The sequence below is a fragment of the Moraxella sp. FZFQ2102 genome, from assembly GCF_024137865.1.
In the GTDB taxonomy this organism is placed as follows: Bacteria; Pseudomonadota; Gammaproteobacteria; order Pseudomonadales; family Moraxellaceae; genus Moraxella.
This window is the reverse complement of the sequence record NZ_CP099960.1, coordinates 1590710-1612285: the sequence shown is the minus strand read 5'-3', so window position 1 is coordinate 1612285 and position 21576 is coordinate 1590710. Positions and strand designations below refer to the sequence as shown.

General features: G+C 46.9%; 16 protein-coding genes, 2 tRNA genes and 3 rRNA genes. 9 read left to right on the top strand and 12 right to left on the bottom strand.

Features of this window, described 5'->3' with window-relative positions:
• Nucleotides 1-40: 40 nt before the first annotated feature.
• From lipA to dapD, 3 genes are read left to right on the top strand one after another with little or no spacing between them, the layout of a single operon-like run.
• Entirely contained in the window at nt 41-1078 is a 1038-nt protein-coding gene (lipA, locus tag NGM44_RS07580) for a lipoyl synthase (protein ID WP_078253238.1), read from the top strand.
• A 26-nt stretch (nt 1079-1104) separates the two neighbouring features.
• Nucleotides 1105-2049, top strand: coding sequence for an alpha/beta fold hydrolase (locus NGM44_RS07575; protein ID WP_253223093.1), 945 nt, complete (start codon nt 1105-1107; stop codon nt 2047-2049).
• 9 nt (nt 2050-2058) lie between these two features.
• A complete protein-coding gene (dapD, locus tag NGM44_RS07570) occupies nt 2059-2880 on the top strand; it encodes a 2,3,4,5-tetrahydropyridine-2,6-dicarboxylate N-succinyltransferase (RefSeq protein WP_253223092.1) in 822 nt (273 codons plus the stop codon).
• A gap of 57 nt (nt 2881-2937) precedes the next feature.
• Here dapD and NGM44_RS07565 read toward each other — a convergent pair whose 3' ends face one another.
• The 11 genes from NGM44_RS07565 to NGM44_RS07515 all read right to left on the bottom strand — a co-directional run bounded on the left by NGM44_RS07565 (nt 2938) and on the right by NGM44_RS07515 (nt 13908).
• Entirely contained in the window at nt 2938-3711 is a 774-nt protein-coding gene (locus NGM44_RS07565; protein ID WP_253223091.1) for a ThiF family adenylyltransferase, read from the bottom strand.
• Nucleotides 3698-4546, bottom strand: a complete 849-nt coding sequence (locus tag NGM44_RS07560) for a TatD family hydrolase (RefSeq protein ID WP_253223090.1) — start codon at nt 4544-4546, stop codon at nt 3698-3700. Before NGM44_RS07560 ends, NGM44_RS07565 begins: the two co-directional genes overlap by 14 nt.
• Nucleotides 4547-4645: 99 nt before the next feature.
• Nucleotides 4646-5689 carry a 5'-nucleotidase gene (locus tag NGM44_RS07555; protein ID WP_253223089.1) on the bottom strand — a complete coding sequence of 348 codons (1044 nt, stop codon included), beginning with the start codon at nt 5687-5689 and terminating at the stop codon, nt 4646-4648.
• A 7-nt stretch (nt 5690-5696) separates the two neighbouring features.
• On the bottom strand, nt 5697-6224 hold the full coding sequence (locus tag NGM44_RS07550) for a GspH/FimT family pseudopilin (RefSeq protein ID WP_253223088.1): 528 nt from the start codon (nt 6222-6224) through the stop codon (nt 5697-5699).
• A 74-nt stretch (nt 6225-6298) separates the two neighbouring features.
• Nucleotides 6299-6412, bottom strand: a 5S ribosomal RNA gene (gene rrf / locus NGM44_RS07545).
• A gap of 154 nt (nt 6413-6566) precedes the next feature.
• Nucleotides 6567-9423 (bottom strand): 23S ribosomal RNA (locus NGM44_RS07540).
• A 263-nt stretch (nt 9424-9686) separates the two neighbouring features.
• Nucleotides 9687-9762, bottom strand: a tRNA-Ala gene (locus NGM44_RS07535).
• A 7-nt stretch (nt 9763-9769) separates the two neighbouring features.
• Nucleotides 9770-9846 (bottom strand) — tRNA-Ile (locus NGM44_RS07530).
• A gap of 61 nt (nt 9847-9907) precedes the next feature.
• A 16S ribosomal RNA gene (locus NGM44_RS07525) occupies nt 9908-11436 on the bottom strand.
• The 16S, 23S and 5S rRNA genes sit together here with 2 tRNA genes alongside, the layout of an rRNA operon.
• A 711-nt stretch (nt 11437-12147) precedes the next feature.
• Nucleotides 12148-12951: a CDP-diacylglycerol--serine O-phosphatidyltransferase gene (gene pssA / locus NGM44_RS07520; protein ID WP_253223087.1), complete on the bottom strand. Its 804-nt coding sequence runs from the start codon at nt 12949-12951 to the stop codon at nt 12148-12150.
• Between the two features lie 69 nt (nt 12952-13020).
• Nucleotides 13021-13908, bottom strand: coding sequence for a 23S rRNA (adenine(2030)-N(6))-methyltransferase RlmJ (locus NGM44_RS07515; RefSeq protein WP_253223086.1), 888 nt, complete (start codon nt 13906-13908; stop codon nt 13021-13023).
• Nucleotides 13909-14070: 162 nt separating this feature from the next.
• On the opposite strand from NGM44_RS07515, the gene NGM44_RS07510 reads away from it, so the two are divergent.
• From NGM44_RS07510 to NGM44_RS07495, 4 genes are read left to right on the top strand one after another with little or no spacing between them, the layout of a single operon-like run.
• A complete protein-coding gene (locus tag NGM44_RS07510; RefSeq protein WP_253223085.1) occupies nt 14071-14685 on the top strand; it encodes a 2OG-Fe(II) oxygenase in 615 nt (204 codons plus the stop codon).
• A 26-nt stretch (nt 14686-14711) separates the two neighbouring features.
• Nucleotides 14712-15635 (top strand): DUF4300 family protein, encoded by a 924-nt coding sequence (locus NGM44_RS07505; protein WP_253223084.1) that lies wholly within the window; start codon nt 14712-14714, stop codon nt 15633-15635.
• A gap of 36 nt (nt 15636-15671) precedes the next feature.
• On the top strand, nt 15672-16853 hold the full coding sequence (gene dapE, locus NGM44_RS07500; protein ID WP_253223083.1) for a succinyl-diaminopimelate desuccinylase: 1182 nt from the start codon (nt 15672-15674) through the stop codon (nt 16851-16853).
• Nucleotides 16854-16855: 2 nt separating this feature from the next.
• Entirely contained in the window at nt 16856-17542 is a 687-nt protein-coding gene (locus tag NGM44_RS07495; RefSeq protein ID WP_253223082.1) for a glutathione S-transferase, read from the top strand.
• Between the two features lie 61 nt (nt 17543-17603).
• Here the strand turns inward: NGM44_RS07495 and NGM44_RS07490 are convergent, their stop codons facing one another.
• On the bottom strand, nt 17604-18605 hold the full coding sequence (locus NGM44_RS07490) for an extracellular solute-binding protein (RefSeq protein WP_253223081.1): 1002 nt from the start codon (nt 18603-18605) through the stop codon (nt 17604-17606).
• A gap of 250 nt (nt 18606-18855) precedes the next feature.
• Here NGM44_RS07490 and NGM44_RS07485 point away from each other — a divergent pair, with 250 nt between their 5' ends.
• Both NGM44_RS07485 and NGM44_RS07480 read left to right on the top strand, forming a co-directional pair.
• Nucleotides 18856-20454, top strand: coding sequence for an iron ABC transporter permease (locus NGM44_RS07485; RefSeq protein WP_253223080.1), 1599 nt, complete (start codon nt 18856-18858; stop codon nt 20452-20454).
• Between the two features lie 39 nt (nt 20455-20493).
• Entirely contained in the window at nt 20494-21522 is a 1029-nt protein-coding gene (locus NGM44_RS07480; protein ID WP_253223079.1) for an ABC transporter ATP-binding protein, read from the top strand.
• Nucleotides 21523-21576 lie beyond the last annotated feature (54 nt).

Here is a 21576-nt window from a genome sequence, read left to right as displayed (position 1 = left end):
TATAATAACGCTACTTTTATCACTATAATTAGGATAAGCCATGACTGTCCAAACCTTTACCCCAGAAGCCAAGCCTGCCCCAAAAAAAGCCGTCCAAGGCGAAAAATTGCGTGGCTATGATAAAGTTGCTCGTATTCCTATCAAAGTCATTCCAACGGTCGAAACACCAAAAAAACCTGACTGGATTCGTGTCAAGCTCTCAAGCCCTGCCGAAGTTGATCGCATCAAAGCCACGCTTCGCAAACAAAAGCTCTACACCGTCTGCGAAGAAGCCGCCTGCCCGAACCTACCGCAGTGCTTTGGTGATGGTACAGCGACCTTTATGATCATGGGGGATATCTGCACACGCCGTTGTCCGTTTTGTGAAGTGGCACACGGCAGACCAAATCCACTGGATAAAGATGAGCCACGCCATACTGCCGAGACCATCTTGGGTCTTGGACTAAAATACGCCGTCATCACCTCAGTCGATCGTGATGACCTAAAAGATGGTGGCGCTGGTCATTTTGTTGAAGTCATCACCGAATCCAAGAAACTTAGCCCAAATTGCTTAATTGAGATTCTTGTGCCTGATTTTCGTGGTCGTGAAGCCATCGCACTGGACCTATTGACCGAAACAGCGCCCGATGTCTTCAACCACAACATCGAAACTGTGCCACGCCTATATAAGGCATTTCGTCCAGGTTCAGACTATCAGCACTCATTGAATTTGCTAAAAGACTATAAAGCACGCCGCCCTGATGTGGCGACCAAATGTGGCTTTATGGTGGGACTTGGCGAGACCGAAGAAGAAGTCTATGCACTGCTGGACGACCTAAAAGCCCATGATGTCGATATCGTCACCATCGGTCAGTACCTAGCACCAAGCAAAAACCATGCGCCAGTCGATCGCTATGTACACCCTGATGAGTTCGCACGCTATACCGAATACGGCAAAAAATTAGGCTTTTTTAACATTTGGGCAAACCCAATGGTACGCTCAAGCTACTTTGCCGATCGCCAATACTATGGCGAAGACTGCCCACCGCCTGTGCGTAGTGCCAAGGCATTGGCAGCCGAAGGCAAAACAGGCTGTTAATTCACAAATAGCATCGCAGGTGACTCATGCAAAGTGTGATTTTATCATCCAACCAAGTCCATCGCCTACACCATCGCTTCTATGAGCCGACAGGTGATGTCAAAGCAACCCTACTCATCGTGCATGGCATGAGTGAGCATAGCGGTCGCTACGATGCCTTTGCCAAATTCCTTGCCGAGCATGGCATTCTTGTTGCGACTTATGATCAGCTTGGGCATGGACAGACGGTCAAGGATAAATACGAGCTTGGGTTTTTTGACGAAAAACACCCCGTACAGACTTTGTGCAAAGATGTCATCATCATGGCAGACAAGCTCAAAGAAAAAGTACCCACCGTGCCACACTTTATCATGGGTCATTCGATGGGTTCGTTCATCGTGCGTACAGTGCTTGTGCATCATGCCACAAGCTTTGATGGCGTGATTTTGATGGGTACGGGCAATCGCTTTGGACTGATCAATCAGCTCAGCCTAGGTGCATTAAGCCTAATGAATCGCCTTGCCCCCAAACAAATTAACGAACGCATGGGCTATCTGCTCAATCAATACCTGCTTAATCAGCTGCGATCGCCAATCAGCGCATCACCATTTGCGTGGCTTTGCGAGAATATCGATGCCATCAAGGCCTTTGAAACCGACCCTTTATGCGGATTTTGTTTTACCAATAATGGCTTTGTCACCTTGCAAGCACTCATCGCCCGTGCCTGCCAAAGCGACTGGTATCAGATGATGGATGCCAATTATCCCATACTCCTAGTCAGTGGCAAAGACGATCCCGTCGGCAATCTAGGCACCGATATCAGACAGCTGCAGCAAGCACTCATCCATGCCAACCGACGCAATGTGCGAGTGTATCTATACCCAAATATGCGTCATGAGCCACTGCATGAGCGTGATTATCAGCGGGTACACCAAGATATTTTATGCTGGCTCAAAGACCAGCTTAACACCCATTCACTTCACCAACCTTAAGGAAATTTTATGTCAAATCTAGCCGCCATCATCGAACAAGCGTTCGAAGACCGTGCCAATTTCACCGCCGAAACCGTATCAGCCGAGATTCGTGATGCTGTTGAACAAGCCATCGAAGGTCTTGATAATGGTTCATACCGTGTCGCCGAAAAAATCGACGGTGAATGGGTCGTGCATCAATGGCTAAAAAAAGCTGTACTACTATCGTTCAAACTCAATGACAACGCCCCAATGCAATCAGGCGATTTGCAATTTTTTGATAAAGTTGCTACCAAACACGCCAACTGGAGCGAAGAAGATTTTAAAGCCGCTGGCGTGCGTGTCGTCCCACCTGCGGTCGCTCGTCGCGGCAGCTATCAAGCTAAAAATGTCGTACTAATGCCATCCTATGTCAATATCGGTGCATATGTCGATGAAGGCACGATGGTTGATACTTGGGCGACTGTCGGTTCATGCGCTCAAATCGGTAAAAACGTCCACCTATCAGGCGGTGTCGGCATCGGTGGCGTACTTGAGCCGCTACAAGCCAACCCAACCATCATCGAAGACAACTGCTTTATCGGTGCTCGCTCTGAAATCGTCGAAGGCGTCATCATCGAAGAAGGCTCAGTCATCTCAATGGGCGTATATATCGGTCAATCAACTCGTATCTATGATCGTGAAACTGGCGAAATCCACTACGGCCGTGTACCAGCAGGCTCTGTCGTCGTACCAGGCAGCCTACCATCAGCAGATGGCAAATACAGCCTATACGCTGCCATCATCGTCAAAAAAGTCGATGCACAAACTCGTGCCAAAACAAGTCTAAACGACCTATTGCGTGCTGAATAATCATTCATCTGCATAAAAAAATTAGGCGTATCCGATGATACGCCTAATTTTTTCATTTTATTTTTTAGCAATCAGCTGCAGTGCCGTACTTGCCATCACCATGCCAGCTGTTGCCGTCATCACCACCGCCGAGCCATAGCCACCACAGTTAAGCCCTGCTTGACAAGACTTATTCACCGTCGGCTGCTCATCCGAATAGACGCATTTTAGCCCAAATTTGGTCTTACCCCCTTTGGCAATGCCTTTTTCACGCAGTTTGGCACGCAGTCTGGCAAGTAGTGGATCTTGGGTAACATCACGCAAATCAGCGACTTTCAGCCGTGTTGGGTCAAATTTCGCCCCTGCACCACCTGAGACGATACATGGGATTTTGTGGTATCGGCAATGCATGGCGATGGCAAATTTCGCCGCCATATCATCAACACAATCAAGCACAACCACCTGCCTACCATCAGCCGCCAAAGCTTGTGCTTGTGTCTTGCTTGGCAAAATCGATGCCACATTTTCAGGTGTCAAAAAATCATCAATCAGTTCAAGTTCAATCTTAGGATTAATCCCACGAATGCGAGATGCCATCACATCAATCTTACTCTCGCCAATAGTATCCGTCAGCGCAGGCAGTTGGCGATTGATGTTACTGGCCACCAGCACATCCATATCCACAAGCACGATTCTGCCAATCGCTGTGCGTGCAAGACTCTCAGCCGTCCACGAGCCGACGCCACCGACGCCGATGACATAGACGATGGCATTGGTAAATTTGTCAAACGCATCGCCATACAGCGTCCGCACACCCGTGAATCGGCGTTCATAATCATCAATTTGGGTCATGATATTTCCAATCAACTCGTAATGCTTGGCAACTATTATTCCACAAAATTTGTGCCAATTCATCTTTAGCTATATTAAACAAACTGGATAGTTCATCCAGCACATAAGGCAAATTGGCAGGCTCATTAAAACTGCCCAAATGCTGACACGGCAGCGGCATCATATCAGGGCAATCGGTTTCAATCACAAAAGCATCGGCGCCAAATTTATCATACACTGCGCGGATTGAGCGGTGCAATTTTTTGGCATTAGGATTGGTCACTTGCCCTGTGATGCCAAGCTTAAAGCCCCGCTTGACGAAGGCCAAAGCTTCTTGTTCGCCACCGCTAAAACTGTGTGCGATACCGCCCCGTTCATGCGCATTGTACCCGTACCGCTCAAGTACACGCAAGACATCGCTGTGATTTTTACGAATGTGTAATAAAATTGGAAGCTCATACATCTTGGCAAGCTTTACTTGCTCAACAAAAAACAGCTCTTGCTTAGCAAAAATTGCTGGCTCTTTTAATTCACTTGGATAAGTATCAAGGCCAATTTCAGCGAGCGCGATTGGCTTATGATTTTTTATATATTCTTCAAGAATGTATAAATCTTTATGCTGCTGCTCTTGGATATATAAAGGGTGTAGCCCAAATGCCAAATGCGACTTGGGTGCACGATCAAGCCTATTAATTTCATCATTAGCAGCGACCATTTGCTCAAAATATTTGGCAACAAAGCCAATCAAAATCAAATGACGCACGCCTTGTTGATAGGCACTATCAGCCATCTTGGCACGAGACTCATCATATTCAGGCACATCAAAATGCGTATGTGTATCAATCAGCTGTAGCATGGCGTTTGTCTTTTTGGTGGGGCTTGACAGGTTTTTTGCTGCTGCGTCTTGGAGCCAGCACCAATGCCAATACGATGGTGATTTTGAGGGCAGATTTCATCATGGTTTTGCCTTTGATTTTTTGACAGGGGTGAACGCCTGATCTTCCATATCAGGCACTGCTTGAGGCGCCAGAATATTAAGCTGAGATTCAGAATGATAAGGCACCAAAGCCGATGGCACGACCGAGCGCGCTGCATCGATGTGCTTGATCGAGTCATCGAAAAAAATGTGCGGTGCAAAGGTCTTTAGCACACCTGTCTTATCAAGCCCACCCAAGAAAAACGCCACATCAACTGTCACGCCCCACTCTCGCAAGGTCTTGATCGCACGCATATCTGCCGGTGCATTGCGCGCAGTGACCAGTGCAATGCGGATAGGGTTGTGCGGCGCATCGGTGCTTTGGTTGGGCAGTTTGGCTTGCAGTTGTGATAATTTGATCAAAAAATCCGCATACGGACCTTTGTCAATTGGCAAATCTGCCTTGCTCACTTCGTGATGGTGAAATGCTTGCAAACCTTCTTGCTTGAACACCAATTCGCCCGCATCATCAAACAGCACTGCGTCGCCATCAAAAGCAATACGCAGCTGATCACTGTCCAAATCATGCACCTTGACCGGTGTCGTATCCAACACCGCACAGGCACAGACGCGCGCGTCGACGACAGCCTGCGCATCTTCGCGATTGGTGGTCAAGAACAAATCCACATTAAAATCTTTGATATAATTTGCCACCGAATCGCCGGAAATAAAGGCAGAGCGCGTGATGCCAAGCTCATAAGCACGGATAGAATTAAGCACCTGAATACCCATATCAGGGGATGATTTAGAGATGATCACCACTTCCACAAAAGGTGATTCCACTTCATAATCTTGATTGCTTTGGAATTTGTTCAAATTCAATAAAGCTTCAATCAAAGGATAGCCCGAGCCTTTTTGCAAAATCTCATTTTCGCGCGCTTGCTGATAATCGTGAAATCGGCGCGCAGCAGTCAGCTTGTCTTCTTGGATATACTCGGCAAGCTTAGCTTCATTTTCCGCCAAGTCAAATAACGCCGTCGCAGAAATCGCCACGATCAAAGTATTAGAAAAATCAACTGCCATACAAATCTCAACACATTATTTGGGTCATATTACCAGGACGCACCGTCACCAAGCCATGCATATTGATAGTAATTTGCTGGCTTAGGTTACGGTTATCGGTCTGCGTGCAATAGCGAAAACTACCGAAATGCCCGCGTGGCTTAGCATTGTCGCCCATAAATTTGATATAATGCCGCCCCAAAGAAACCTGCATGGCAATCACACCATGCTGCAGAGTCAGTGGCTGGCGAAAGACCATGGTATCATTATCATCGCGGCGGTTATTGCCATTGTTATCCACATAAACCATCACACCAGACTGTCCCAAGCGGTCGCATTGCTCAAGCGTATTATAAGGGCATAAAATCACATCCTTATGACGTGATCTGGCTTCAATCTTCGCACGACGGATGGCTTCTTGCAAGTGCTTTTTTGTTGTATATGATTCCATGCGCGCTATCAGACCTTGATAAGCAGGCAAAGCAATCATCGCAAATACCGATATAATGGCAAGTACCACCAACAATTCAAGCAAAGTAAAACCTTGAGCTTTCATCACCCCCTCCAACAAACCCTTTCAAGCTCTATAAACAAAACCCCCACCAATCATGGCGGGGGCTTAAAATAAGGTGCTGACGATGACCTACTCTCACATGGGCGAACCACACTACCATCGGCGCTAAGACGTTTCACTTCTGAGTTCGGGAAGGGATCAGGTGGTTCCATCTTGCTATTGTCGTCAGCGTAAAAGGATTAACAACGCTGCTTATGAGTCTGTTATTTTATCGTTGCTTTTGCTTTTTTGCATTAGCGTTATCAAGATTGATTCAAGCTTATAGGTAAAATCTTTACACTTACCATCAACACAATCAGTAGTATTAAACCACTTGGGTGTTGTATGGTCAAGCCAAACGAGCAATTAGTATTGGTTAGCTACACATGTCACCATGCTTCCACACCCAACCTATCAACGTCGTAGTCTACAACGGCTCTTTAGGGAAATCTCATCTTGAGGTGGGCTTCCCGCTTAGATGCTTTCAGCGGTTATCCCATCCGAACGTAGCTACCCGGCAATGCCACTGGCGTGACAACCGGAACACCAGAGGTTCGTCCACTCTGGTCCTCTCGTACTAGGAGCAGATCCTCTCAAATTTCCAACGCCCACGGTAGATAGGGACCGAACTGTCTCACGACGTTCTAAACCCAGCTCGCGTACCTCTTTAAATGGCGAACAGCCATACCCTTGGGACCTGCTTCAGCCCCAGGATGAGATGAGCCGACATCGAGGTGCCAAACACCGCCGTCGATATGAACTCTTGGGCGGTATCAGCCTGTTATCCCCAGAGTACCTTTTATCCGTTGAGCGATGGCCCTTCCATACAGAACCACCGGATCACTAAGACCTACTTTCGTACCTGCTCGACTTGTGGGTCTCGCAGTTAAGCGCGCTTTTGCCTTTATACTCTTTGAACGATTTCCGACCGTTCTGAGCGCACCTTCGTACTCCTCCGTTACTCTTTAGGAGGAGACCGCCCCAGTCAAACTACCCACCATACATTGTCCTTGATACTGTTATATCTAAGTTAGAACCCCAACATAACCAGGGTGGTATTTCAAGGATGGCTCCATAGGAACTGGCGTCCCTACTTCAAAGCCTCCCACCTATCCTACACAAGTTAGGTCAAAGTTCAATGTAAAGCTGTAGTAAAGGTTCACGGGGTCTTTCCGTCTAGCCGCGGGTACACAGCATCTTCACTGCGATTTCGATTTCACTGAGTCTCTGCTGGAGACAGCGCTGCCATCATTATGCCATTCGTGCAGGTCGGAACTTACCCGACAAGGAATTTCGCTACCTTAGGACCGTTATAGTTACGGCCGCCGTTTACTGGGGCTTCGATCAATAGCTTCGCTTGCGCTAACCACATCAATTAACCTTCCAGCACCGGGCAGGCATCACACCCTATACGTCCACTTTCGTGTTTGCAGAGTGCTGTGTTTTTAATAAACAGTTGCAGCAGCCTGGTATCTGCGACTGCCAGTAGCTTACACCGCGAGGGTTTCACCACCGGCAGCGTACCTTCTCCCGAAGTTACGGTACCATTTTGCCTAGTTCCTTCAGCAGAGTTCTCTCAAGCGCCTTGGTATTCTCTACCTGACCACCTGTGTCGGTTTCGGGTACGATTTGTTTATGACTATCGCTTAGAAGCTTTTCCTGGAAGCATGGTATTTGCCACTTCGCCAGTAAACTGGCTTGCTATCAGATCTCAGTAATAGCCTAGCGGATTTGCCTACTAAGCCTACCTACATCCTTCCACCTGGACAACCATCGCCAGGCTGGCATAACCTTCTCCGTCCCTCCATCGCATCATAAACAAGTATCGGAATATTAACCGATTTCCCATCGACTACGCCTTTCGGCCTCGCCTTAGGGGTCGACTCACCCAGCCCCGATTAACGTTGGACTGGAACCCTTGGTCTTCCGGCGAACGGGCTTTTCACCCGTTTTGTCGTTACTCACGTCAGCATTCGCTCTTGTGATACCTCCAGCATACCTTACGATACACCTTCACAGGCTTACACAACGCTCCCCTACCACTTAATTGAAACAATTAAATCCGCAGCTTCGGCTCCTAGTTTGAGCCCCGTTACATCTTCCGCGCAGGCCGACTCGACTAGTGAGCTATTACGCTTTCTTTAAAGGGTGGCTGCTTCTAAGCCAACCTCCTAGCTGTCTGTGCCTTCCCACATCGTTTCCCACTTAACTAGGAATTTGGGGCCTTAGCTGGCGGTCTGGGTTGTTTCCCTCTTGACGACGGACGTTAGCACCCGCCGTCTGTCTCCCGGATATCACTCATGGGTATTCGGAGTTTGCATCGGTTTGGTAAGTCGGGATGACCCCCTAGCCGAAACAGTGCTCTACCCCCCATGGTGTTCGTCCGAGGCGCTACCTAAATAGCTTTCGGGGAGAACCAGCTATCACCGAGTTTGATTAGCCTTTCACCCCTATCCACAAGTCATCCCCTACCTTTTCAACGGGAGTGGGTTCGGTCCTCCGGTGTCTGTTACGACACTTTCAACCTGCTCATGGATAGATCACTCGGTTTCGGGTCTATACCCTGCAACTGAAGTCGCCCTATTAAGACTCGGTTTCCCTACGGCTCCCCTATACGGTTAACCTTGCTACAGAATATAAGTCGCTGACCCATTATACAAAAGGTACGCCGTCACGGAACAAGTCCGCTCCGACTGCTTGTATGCACACGGTTTCAGGTTCTATTTCACTCCCCTAACAGGGGTTCTTTTCGCCTTTCCCTCACGGTACTGGTTCACTATCGGTCAGTCAGGAGTATTTAGCCTTGGAGGATGGTCCCCCCATCTTCAGACAGAATTTCTCGTGTTCCGCCCTACTTAATATGTCTCATAAACAGTTTCGCATACAGGACTATCACCTACTATGGTTGGCTTTCCCACGCCATTTTGCTACTGTAAATTCGATCGGCTCCTCCCCGTTCGCTCGCCGCTACTTGGGGAATCTCAATTGATGTCTTTTCCTCGGGGTACTGAGATGTTTCACTTCTCCCGGTTTGCCTCATAAAATAAATTATGATACCTAAGTTATCTTAGGTGGGTTTCCCCATTCAGAAATCGCCGGGTCACAGGATATTGCCACCTCACCGACGCTTATCGCAGGCTATCACGTCTTTCATCGCCTCTGACTGCCAAGGCATCCACCATGTGCACTTCATTACTTGACCATACAACCCCAAGTAGTCTTGGTGTTATAAGGGTAATGTGTAACGATCTTCACCTATGTTTACGCTTGATTCAGTTCTCTTTACTTTAGGTGATTGTATTTTGGGGTACAATCACCATGGTTAATAAATTACGTTGGATAATTTATTAACCCAGACTCATAATCATGTTGTTAAATAGTGTTATAAACTTCGTCAGTTTATAAAGTAAAAGCATAAATAAGAAATCTCTTATTAAATTGCTTATGTATGCTTTGATGTTTAAATGGTGGAGCCAAGGAGAGTCGAACTCCTGACCTCCTGCGTGCAAGGCAGGCGCTCTACCAACTGAGCTATGGCCCCAATTTAATGGTGGGTCTAATAAGACTTGAACTTATGACCCCCGCGTTATCAACACGGTGCTCTAACCAACTGAGCTATAGACCCGTTTTAAACATCTTACCAAAGAACAACTTGTTGTGGATTCTTGCCAATCAGATATCTTCATTAAGGAGGTGATCCAGCCGCAGGTTCCCCTACGGCTACCTTGTTACGACTTCACCCCAGTCATCGACCCCACCGTGGTGATCGCCCTCTTGCGTTAGGCTAACCACTTCTGGTGAGATCAACTCCCATGGTGTGACGGGCGGTGTGTACAAGGCCCGGGAACGTATTCACCGCAGCATTCTGATCTGCGATTACTAGCGATTCCGACTTCATGGAGTCGAGTTGCAGACTCCAATCCGGACTACGATTGGCTTTTTGAGATTAGCATCACATCGCTGTGTAGCAACCCTTTGTACCAACCATTGTAGCACGTGTGTAGCCCTGGTCGTAAGGGCCATGATGACTTGACGTCGTCCCCGCCTTCCTCCAGTTTGTCACTGGCAGTATCCTTAGAGTTCCCACCCGAAGTGCTGGTAACTAAGGAAAAGGGTTGCGCTCGTTGCGGGACTTAACCCAACATCTCACGACACGAGCTGACGACAGCCATGCAGCACCTGTATCAGAGTTCCCGAAGGCACTAAGCTATCTCTAGCGAATTCTCTGTATGTCAAGACCAGGTAAGGTTCTTCGCGTTGCATCGAATTAAACCACATGCTCCACCGCTTGTGCGGGCCCCCGTCAATTCATTTGAGTTTTAACCTTGCGGCCGTACTCCCCAGGCGGTCTACTTATTGCGTTAACTGCGTCACTAAGTCTTCAAGAGACCCAACGACTGGTAGACATCGTTTACGGCGTGGACTACCAGGGTATCTAATCCTGTTTGCTACCCACGCTTTCGCACCTCAGTGTCAGTATGATGCCAGGGAGCTGCCTTCGCCATCGGTATTCCTCCAGATCTCTACGCATTTCACCGCTACACCTGGAATTCTACTCCCCTCTCACCTACTCTAGTCACCCAGTATCAGATGCAGTTCCCAGGTTAAGCCCGGGGCTTTCACATCTGACTTAAGCAACCACCTACGCGCGCTTTACGCCCAGTAATTCCGATTAACGCTTGCACCCTCTGTATTACCGCGGCTGCTGGCACAGAGTTAGCCGGTGCTTATTCTGTAGGTAACGTCAGGGCTAATGGGTATTAACCATTAGCTTTTCCTCCCTACTTAAAGTGCTTTACAACCAAAAGGCCTTCTTCACACACGCGGCATGGCTGGATCAGGCTTTCGCCCATTGTCCAATATTCCCCACTGCTGCCTCCCGTAGGAGTCTGGGCCGTGTCTCAGTCCCAGTGTGGCTGATCATCCTCTCAGACCAGCTACAGATCGTCGCCTTGGTAGGCCTTTACCCCACCAACTAGCTAATCCGACTTAGGCTCATCTAATAGCGAGAGCTTGCGCCCCCTTTCACCCGTAGGTCGTATGCGGTATTAGCTTGAGTTTCCCCAAGTTATCCCCCACTACTAGGCAGATTCCTAAGCATTACTCACCCGTTCGCCACTAGGTATCAGGAGCAAGCTCCCTAACCTCGTTCGACTTGCATGTGTTAAGCCTGCCGCCAGCGTTCAATCTGAGCCATGATCAAACTCTTCAGTTTAATCTTGAGTTGCCAATAAAACAAAGATTGTTTGATTGGACTTTAATGTTGGCTCATTTATTATTACTAGCAATATTTGCTCATCGTGTAAATGAATTAACTTTGAGTATTCTTGCTGAATATAAATGATAATTTTTTTAAGATTATCTTGTATTCGCAAAAATCCACACAAGTTGTTCTTTAGTTTTGATTTTAAATAGTTGTTAGTCAAAGCATCGTCTGCTTGGTGACATAGGATGCGTATTATACGCTGAAATTTTATTAAGTCAAGCATTTTTTTCAAAGTTTTTTGATTTTTTTCAAAAACTTTCGTTTTTGAAAAGTTTTCAAAATTTTTACTTTGAAGCTCAATAACTTGCTGTAAGTTATTGATTTATCAGCATTTTTTGCTATGCTGTGCTGCTTAAGTGGTGCGTATTATAGACCCAGTATCGGCGGTTGTAAAGTGGTTTTTTGCATAAAAGGGGAGAAAGTTTGTAAGTGGTTGGTTTTTAAGGGGATTTTTTTGGGTTGGATTGGTTGCTTTTTGCCCTTTTTGTTATTTGTTAGATTTATATAGTCAAACAAATTTGAAATAAGGCAAGGAAAATGAGCGAAATTGTACAAGTAGCACCACGAGCGAGTTTGACGCAAGCATTATTTTAAAGTTGGCAGACTATGAGATAATAAAAAAGCCTTTCGGTTGGCTGAAAGGCTTTTTGACCAATGCTGCTATTTGGTTTTCTTTTGCATAAAAGTCGTCACAAAGCCTGACAATGCATAAGTAACACCAATAGCAAGCAAGCCAACTGGAATGTCATATAGCAACACACCAAAAACAAGCACCGCAATCAGCAGCACCACAAATGGTACTTTTTGTTTGTCAAACTCTTTAAATGAATAATATTTGACATTACTAACCATCAATAAACCGCACGCAATCACCCACGCGGCAAAAAACCACACCAACTGCGCGCTCATACCTACCGTAAAATCCGCATAACGCAGTGTCACCAATACCGAGCAAGCGATCAATAACGCCGCCAACGGACTTGCCAAGCCGATGAAATATTTCTTATCCACCACACCGATCTGTACATTAAATCGCGCTAAGCGAAACGCCGCGCACGCCGCATAAACAAAAGCGCACGCCATGCCAAATCTACCCCACGGCTGCAAAGCAAAGCTATAAACCAATACTGCAGGTGCAAGCCCAAAGGCTATACAGTCTGCCAGCGAATCATACTGCTCACCAAAAGGACTTTGGGCGTTCAGCATTCGCGCGGCACGACCATCCATCCCATCCAAAAACGCCGAGATAAAAATCGCAATGCTCGCCTTGATATACTCGCCGCCTGTACTTGACAGAATCGAATAAAATCCAGCAAACAGCGACAAAGTCGTGATCAGATTCGGCACAAGATACACGCCCTTGCTCATCACTTTTTTGCCGTCATTATGCTCAGGCTCAATGACTTCAAAGGTGATGCCGTCGTGTTCTTCTTGATAAGTGTGCGGTTTTTGTTCGTCTGACATAGCGCGCCTATTTCACATATTTTTTATGTTTTTCAATGACTTATGGATTATACAATGAATTTTGCTAAATCATTCACCCACAAGCCACTTGACCACCACTTCTTCACCAATGCTCATCGCTGGTGCGTCGCTTGGCTTGAGAATCGGTGCCAAAAATTCCAAAATCTCTTGGGTATGATCGGCAAATTGCCATGGCGGATTGATCACAAACAAACCTGTGCCATTTAAGCCCACCGCCACATCATTAGGGTACAGATTCAGCTCACAGACCAGTTGTTTTTTGATGCCGGTGCGTTTCATTTTTTTATAAAATAGCTCGGTGGCATCAATATTTTTAATCGGATACCACAGCACAAAAGTACCAGTGTTGAACTTTTTATAACTAGCAACAAGCAAATCCACCAAGCGACTAAAATCCTTGTGCTCTTGCTCAAACGGTGGATCTAGCAAGATAATGCCGCGGCGCTCTTTAGGCGGTACAACCGCAGGCACTCCTTCAAAGGCATTGCGATGATGGATGCCGATCGGCAGTTGATACAGCTGATAATTGAGTGCATCATACTCATCCGCCACCGCTTCAAAAGCTTCGGCACGCAGCGGTGCATCGGCAGAGTGATATTCGCCATGATGCGCAATCCACCAAGGCGAACCCGGATAAACATACTGATCGTATTTTTGGCGGGCAAATGCCAAATCGTCCAAATACTGCGCGACCGCTTTTGGCAGATTTGACGCGCCTGCTGCCACCGCTTTTTCGAGTGCGATGATGCCCCGCTCAGCTTCTTTGGTCTTTTGGGTTTCGGTGCTTGCCAATGAGTACAAGCCGCGTCCACCATAAGCATCCAGCACATAAAATGGCTTGGCTTTGGCAGAAAACTGCGCCAATAATTGCAATAATAAAATGTGCTTGGCGACATCGGCAAAGTTACCAGCGTGATAGGCGTGTTTGTAATTCATTCGGCTCTCGATGATTTTTATTAACAAATTTGTGCTTAATATGGTAGCATAGACAGCTTTATTTGGCGAATTTTTTTGTCAAATTTCTCTTAAGTTACTTGCTACACTGTCAGCTTGCAAGCAGCCTTGCCTAAGCTTGAGAGTTTTATAAAGAATAATGCAATGAGTACATTACCGATACCTAGTTTCACGACCGATTGGGCGGCGCACTTAGATGAGCAACTGGATGATTTTTTGCACACGGGTGTGGCGATCATCGATGACTGCTTTGATAAGCAAGCGGTGAGCGCCCTACAAGCCGAAAGTGGCTACATCAACTATAAAGAAGCACACCTGACGCATGGTGAGCGCGCGGCAACGATCCGTGGCGATAGCATTCGCTGGATTGATGATGGCTGTCCTATTGGCATGAATTATTTAGCTAGTATTAACGAACTTGCGCAATATTTCAACCAAACCCTGTACGCAGGCATTCGCCGCAGTGAAGCGCATTTTGCCCGTTATCCTGCAGGATTTGGCTATCAATGGCATAAGGACAATCCTGCTGGTCGTGACGAGCGTGTAATCTCGGCGGTGTATTATCTCAATGATGACTGGACAGACAGTGATGGCGGTGAGATTTTGGTCGTGGATAAACTTGGTAATGAGCAAAAACTCTTACCCCAAGCCAATCGTCTGGTGCTGTTTGACAGCAATTTATTACACCAAGTCAATATCACTCATCGCACGCGCTTTTCGATCGCCACTTGGATGCGTCGTGATGATGATGTTTTATAAATTTTTCTTATCAATTGAGCAAATAAATGTCCAATAAATTTCCCCCAGTTTTACTTGCTATCAGTACTGCCGTTGCCCTGAGTGCTTGCTCGCTTGCCGATAATGGCAATAATAACCATGCTAATAAATCGGTCAATCAGCCAAGCACACAAACCCAAAGTACGCCTGCCGCCCAAGCTGACAGCGCGCCATTATTCAGTAATCTTGCCGATGATGACAGCCGAAAGCAAGTGCAAGAAATACTACAAAAACACTTAAACAAATCCGATGTAGATACGGTGATGACTTGGGCTGCTGATTATAACCACACCATTAACAACACCAACCTAACCCAAGGCTTTAGCACTGCCGTGCCAAGTTATGATGCAGCCGCCATCGATGAGCTGTGGGCGAAATCCAAAGGTGATTTTATCGGGACAAACTGCCGTATCAACACCTTTAGCCTATTAAAAGATAATATCCAAATCAGTGGTGCTGATACCGCCAACGATCAGATGTTGTTCATGGATCATGATGCCATCACTACAGGCAAATTATTAAGCAGTGATGAATTATCAAAATTTAATCGTCTATTTGCCAAAGTCAAAACAGAACCAACCAAAAATGTGCAAGTACACGCCAAAAAGATGCAAGCGCATTTTGTCGGCATTCAATTTGATGATAACGCTACCATGCTCTCGGTGGTGTTTCACGATGACATCGATGGCGATTATCTGTTTATCGGTCATGTCGGCGTATTAGTGCCAAGCAATACAAGCCATCTGTTTATCGAAAAATTATCCTTCCAAGAGCCGTATCAGGCGGTGAAATTTGCCGATAAAAATACCGCTTATGCATATCTACTTGACAAATATGCGGTGGATTTTAATCAGCCGACCGCACAGCCATTCATCATGGAAAATGACAAATTGGTCAAGTGGGCAGATGAAAAGCCTACTGCTGCATCATGATTTTAGTTTAGATAATTTAAAAATTAGGAAAATATTATGACTACCAAAACCTTAGAACTTGCCATTGCCTTGATGCGTGAAGCGTCCGTCACCCCTGATGATAAAAATTGCCAAAATATCCTAGCTGATCGCCTAAATGCACTAGGCTTTGAATACGAATTTATGTATTTTGGCGATAAAAATGACACAGGCAAAAATGCCGAAGTCAAAAACCTATGGGCGATCAAAAAAGGCACGGATGATACCGCGCCTGTGCTGTGCTTTGCAGGACATACCGATGTCGTGCCGACGGGCGACGAAAGCCGCTGGACTTATCCGCCATTTTCGGCAACGGTAGCTGATGGCAAGCTATGGGGACGCGGTGCATCGGATATGAAAACTGGCATCGCAAGCTTTGTTGTCGCTTGTGAAAATTTCATCAACCATCACCCCAATCACAAAGGCAGCCTTGCCCTACTCATCACCAGTGACGAAGAAGGCGTGGCGATCAATGGCACTGTGAAAGTCGCCGAAACCCTTGCGGCTCGTGGGCAGAAGATGGATTATTGCTTGGTGGGCGAACCATCAAGCACGGCAACGCTTGGCGATGTCATCAAAAACGGTCGCCGCGGCTCACTCAATGCCAAGCTAACTGTCACGGGCAAACAAGGTCATATCGCCTATCCACACCTAGCGATCAACCCCATTCATGCCGCCGCCCCTGCCTTAGCAGAGCTTGTAGCGACACATTGGGATGATGGCAATGAGTATTTTCCAGCGACATCGATGCAGATCTCAAACATCAACTCAGGCACAGGCGCGACCAATGTCATCGGTGGCACTTGCGAAGCGCTGTTCAACTTCCGCTACTGCACCGAAAATACCGCCGACAGCCTGATGGCAAAGACACACGAGATTTTTGATAAGCATTTTGCTGATGCGAAGGCAACTTATCACATCGACTGGACGCTGTCTGGCGTGCCATTTTTGACCGAAAAAGGTGAATTTGTCTCAGCGTGTGTCGATGCGATCAAGGCAGTCACAGGCACGACGACGGAACTCTCTACTTCAGGCGGTACATCCGATGGCCGTTTCATCGCACCGATTATGAACGCACAAGTGGTTGAACTTGGTGTAAAAAATGCCACCATCCACCAAGTCGATGAGCATATCGAAGTGGCAGAACTTGAGCAATTGACCCAAGTCTATGGGGAAATCCTAGAGCGACTGGTGGTGTAATCATGATTACTTTATATCATCTGGAAAAATCGCGCTCGTTTCGCATTGTTTGGTTATTAGAAGAATTAAAGCTTGCCTATGGCTTGGATTATGACTTAATCAGCTTTAATCGCGATAACAAAACTTATCTTGCACCCAAAGAACTCAAGGCAATTCACCCAATGGGTAAAGCACCAATCTTAGTCGATGACAGTCTGCCAGTCGGCGAACAAGCCTTGGCAGAATCAGCGTTGATTATTGAGTATTTATTAAAAACTTATGATCGTGAGCAGAAATTTTATCCTGCTGATGATAAAGCTTGGCGCGATTATACTTTTTGGATGCATTTTGCCGAAGGCTCGCTGATGCCGCCTTTGGTGATGGGTTTAATCTTAAGTAAGGCGTGTGAAAAATCGCCATTTTTCGCCAAACCCATCGCTCGCAAGCTTAAAGACGGCATTGGCAAAATGATTTTAAATAACAATGTCAGCTCGGCGCTTGAATTGATTGAACAAAGCTTGGCAAAATCGCCGTGGTTTGCAGGCAGTGAATTTACTGGCGCGGATGTGCAAATGTATTTTGCCGTAGCGGCAGCACGCGAACGCACAGTCTTGCCATCTGCCATGACGGCGACGCGCGCTTGGCTGGATCGCTGCGAATCTCGGGCGGGATTTATTAAGACAGTTGAGAAAGTCGGTACGGTATTTTAATCCTACAGCACTTAAACCAAAAACCATGCTCTATTGAACATGGTTTTTGGTTTGTAGCGGTTTATTTATAACCTGCTTTTTTCATCAGCATGATGGCTTTTTGTTGGTTTTGACCTGCAACAGAGACATTGATCATGTCACGCTTGAAGCTGCTTGGCAACCAGCGAGCCATGTTGCCTGTCACAGCGATGCGCGGGTTGGCCGGGTATTCAAAGTTATTTTGCGCGTATAGGCTCTGGGCTTCTGAGCCACTTAGCCATTCGATGAATTTTTGGGCTTCGGCAACATTATCACTGTGCTTGACCACGCCTGCACCTGAGACATTGACATGAGTACCTTTGCCTTTTTGGTCAGCGAAGAATACTTTGACAGTGTTTGCCACACTTGGTTTTTGGTTCAGTAGGCGACCATAATAATAGGTATTGGCGATACCGACATCACACTGCCCTGCATTGATGGCTTCTAGTAGCGCGGTGTCGTTCGAAAATGGTGAAGTTGCAAGATTATTCACCCAGCCTTTGACCGTCTTTTCGGTGGTAGCTTGACCTTGGTTGGCGATCATCGTCGCGACCAATGACTGATTATAAACATTATTCGATGAGCGTAGGCACAGCTTGCCTTTCCACTTAGCATTTGCCAAATCAGCATAGGTGGAGAGCTGACTTGGGTTTACTTTTTTGGCATTATAAAAAATCGTCCGCGCACGCACCGACAGACCGAACCAATGATTCTTCGGGTCGCGCAGGTTCGATGGGATATTGGCTTTTAGCACCGATGAATTGATCGGACGAAGCAGCCCTGCTTGCGCCGCCTGCCACAGATTGCCGCCATCGACAGTGATGAAGACATCCGCCTTAGTGTTTTTGCCTTCGGCTTTGAGTTTTTCCATCAAAGGCCCTGCTTTGTCGCTCACCAAAGTCACCTTAGTGCCGGTTTTCTTTTGATAAGCTTGGGTTAATGGCTTAAGCAGTTCATCTGCACGAGCAGAATACACAACCAACTCACTAGCAAATGCTGGCATAGTCATCGCCAATGCCAATGAAGCAACGAGTAATTTTTTCATAATCAATCCTTTAATAAGCGTCTTGCGACCAAAAAATGCAAAACCGAATGGATTTGCACAAAATTTGCAATTTTTGTAAACAAAACATTGCCATGTTTAGCACTTATATAATAAAATATTTTCAGCGTTTAAACAAGAAGAATTATCATTATCGATTTTTATACGGTTCTCGATAACGATAACCAACTTTTTGGCATTGTACATTAATTGCACAACCCATATTTGCCCTTTTTCTTTTGACACGGCTGTTATGAACTCATCCCTTTTTTCTCGTCTGTGGCTACTGATTTGCGCCTGCTTGGTGATTATCCCGCTTGGGGTGATTGTGTCATCATTGGGCAGTTTTAATGCTGAGATTTGGCAGTTTTTGCTTGACTATGAATTGCCTTTATTATTAAAAAACACCCTGCTACTCATCATCGGCGTTGGCATTGGCGTGACTTTGCTTGGCACGACTACCGCTTGGCTGACTGCCATGCACCGATTTCCGCTACAGCGGTTTTTTGCTTGGGCAATGATGTTGCCACTTGCTATTCCTGCTTATGTACTGGCGTTTGTACAGCTTGGGATTTTTGATTATACAGGTGGTATCAGTACATTTTTAAGAGAAAATTGGGGATTTACCAACGGTTTACCCGATGTGCGTAATGGCTTTGGCTTGACTATCGTGATGAGCTTGACGCTGTATCCTTATGTGTATTTGCTTGCCAAAAATGCCTTTGGTAGCATGGGTGTGCGTGCGCTCGAAGCTGGTGCATCTTTGGGATTGTCCGCACCCAAAGCCTTTGTTAAGCTTGCCTTACCGATGGCGCGTCCATGGATCGCAGGCGGTGTGATTCTTGCCTTGATGGAAGTGTTGGCTGACTTTGGTGCGGTGAGCGTGTTTGGCTATGATACTTTTACCACGGCAATTTATCAGGCGTGGTTTGGTTTTTTTTCAATTGATACTGCTAAGCAGTTGGCAAGTTTATTGATCGCATTGGTGTTTGTGTTTTTGGTATTAGAACAGCTAAGCCGTGGTCGTCGCCGCTTTGAGACCACAGGGCGCGCCAGTCATCATCGCGCCATTGTCTTGACGGGCGTACACAAATGGCTAGCTACTTTATACTGCGGCTTGATTTTGTTTTTGGCGTTTGTGCTGCCACTGATTCAGCTTGGCTTTTGGGCGTGGGCGAGCCTGCCTGAAGTGGCGATTGATGAGCTTGCAATACAGATTTGGCATTCAGTGAGCGTGAGTCTGATGGCATCGGTACTGGTCGCCGTGGTCGCTCTATTTCTTGCCATCAGCACACGCCAAGACCACAGCAAATTTGCCCTTGCCAGTGCCAAAATCTCAACGCTCGGCTATGCCATCCCAGGCTCGGTACTGGCTGTTGGCGTGTTTGTCCCTGTGGCATGGCTGGATAATTGGCTGATTGCCACCCTGCCAAGCTTATCAGATGCCGATGCTATCTTTAAGGGTACGCTTGGCGTGATGCTGATTGCGTTATTGATTCGCTTTTTGGCATTGGGCGTGCAGTCAGTGGATGCCGGCATGAAACGCATCAAATCTGCACACATCGAAGCAGCAGCATCACTTGGTGCAACGCCATTTGACACTGTGCGTCGTGTCTATCTGCCACTCATCAAAGGCTCACTCGGTGTGGCAATGCTGATGGTCTTTGTTGATACGATGAAAGAGATGCCGATTACCTTGATGATGCGTCCGTTTGATTGGGACACTTTGTCCGTGCGGATTTATTCGTTCACCAGTGAAGGCTTATATGATAAGGCGTCGCTACCTGCGCTTGCCATCATCATTGCAGGGCTGATTCCTGTGATTTTATTTGCCAAAATGGATCAAAAATAACGCCTTTATCAGTAGAATATTAAAAATTTTGAGAAAATTATGCTAAATATTCATCAACTATCCATCAGCTTTGACAAAAAAACCATCCTAAGCGATATCAGCTTTGAACTTCAAAAAGGTCAAATCGCCTGCCTGCTGGGCGCTTCAGGCTGTGGTAAGACGACGCTACTACGCTGTATCGCAGGTTTTGAGACACCTGATACAGGCAGCATCACCCTTGATGGTCAAGCACTATTTGACGGCAAAGGGGCGACGCCTGCCCATCGTCGCCATATCGGTATGGTATTCCAAGATTATGCACTGTTTCCACATTTGACGGTGGCGGATAATATCGCCTTTGGCTTATCGGCACTGGATAAATCGGCACAGGCAGCACGAGTGGATGAGATGCTGAGCCTGATTGATATGCAAAGCTACAAAAACAGCTATCCGCACGAGCTATCAGGCGGTCAGCAGCAACGAGTGGCATTGGTGCGTGCGCTTGCACCCCGCCCAAGCTTGGTGCTGCTCGATGAGCCATTTTCAAATCTCGATGTCGAACTACGCACCAGCCTATCCAAGGAAGTACGCCGCCTGCTCAAATCCCAAAATGTCAGCGCCATCTTGGTCACACACGACCAAGCGGAAGCCTTTGCGATGGCGGATGTGGTCGGTATGGTTGCTGATGGTAAGCTACAACAATGGGACACACCCACTGCCCTGTATCACACGCCTGCCACCGAGACAGTCGCCCGCTTTATTGGTGAAGGTGTGCTGATTGATATTCAACATGGTGGCGAGCATGGCTTTGATAGCATCTTTGGACATATCGCCCTGTCTGTGCCACCACACGCCACCAAAGCACTCATCCGCCCACATGATGTCAAGCCCTACAAGGCTGATCGTGATACGCACGCCATCAATGCCACAGTGAGCGATCGAGATTTTCGTGGAGGGAATTGGCTCTATACGCTCAGCACAAATACAGGACAAACGCTACTGATGCAATCGTCACTGGCTGCCAATCACGATAGCCACCAAATCGGTGATGATTTGACTGTCGCTATCAGACGGGTCAGCACCTTATAAATTATCCATATCATAAAAAACCGTTCATGGCTGATGCCAAGAACGGTTTTATTT

Bases quoted from the DNA above. Each gene is read 5' to 3' on its own strand.
- NGM44_RS07485 (WP_253223080.1), top strand. From the start codon at position 18,856: ATGAACTCATCCCTTTTTTCTCGTCTGTGGCTACTGATTTGCGCCTGC.
- NGM44_RS07555 (WP_253223089.1), bottom strand. From the start codon at position 5,689: ATGGCAGTTGATTTTTCTAATACTTTGATCGTGGCGATTTCTGCGACG.
- NGM44_RS07560 (WP_253223090.1), bottom strand. From the start codon at position 4,546: ATGCTACAGCTGATTGATACACATACGCATTTTGATGTGCCTGAATAT.
- NGM44_RS07495 (WP_253223082.1), top strand. From the start codon at position 16,856: ATGATTACTTTATATCATCTGGAAAAATCGCGCTCGTTTCGCATTGTT.
- dapD (WP_253223092.1), top strand. From the start codon at position 2,059: ATGTCAAATCTAGCCGCCATCATCGAACAAGCGTTCGAAGACCGTGCC.
- lipA (WP_078253238.1), top strand. From the start codon at position 41: ATGACTGTCCAAACCTTTACCCCAGAAGCCAAGCCTGCCCCAAAAAAA.
- NGM44_RS07490 (WP_253223081.1), bottom strand. From the start codon at position 18,605: ATGAAAAAATTACTCGTTGCTTCATTGGCATTGGCGATGACTATGCCA.
- NGM44_RS07505 (WP_253223084.1), top strand. From the start codon at position 14,712: ATGTCCAATAAATTTCCCCCAGTTTTACTTGCTATCAGTACTGCCGTT.
- NGM44_RS07550 (WP_253223088.1), bottom strand. From the start codon at position 6,224: ATGAAAGCTCAAGGTTTTACTTTGCTTGAATTGTTGGTGGTACTTGCC.
- dapE (WP_253223083.1), top strand. From the start codon at position 15,672: ATGACTACCAAAACCTTAGAACTTGCCATTGCCTTGATGCGTGAAGCG.
- NGM44_RS07510 (WP_253223085.1), top strand. From the start codon at position 14,071: ATGAGTACATTACCGATACCTAGTTTCACGACCGATTGGGCGGCGCAC.
- NGM44_RS07480 (WP_253223079.1), top strand. From the start codon at position 20,494: ATGCTAAATATTCATCAACTATCCATCAGCTTTGACAAAAAAACCATC.
- NGM44_RS07515 (WP_253223086.1), bottom strand. From the start codon at position 13,908: ATGAATTACAAACACGCCTATCACGCTGGTAACTTTGCCGATGTCGCC.
- NGM44_RS07565 (WP_253223091.1), bottom strand. From the start codon at position 3,711: ATGACCCAAATTGATGATTATGAACGCCGATTCACGGGTGTGCGGACG.
- NGM44_RS07575 (WP_253223093.1), top strand. From the start codon at position 1,105: ATGCAAAGTGTGATTTTATCATCCAACCAAGTCCATCGCCTACACCAT.
- pssA (WP_253223087.1), bottom strand. From the start codon at position 12,951: ATGTCAGACGAACAAAAACCGCACACTTATCAAGAAGAACACGACGGC.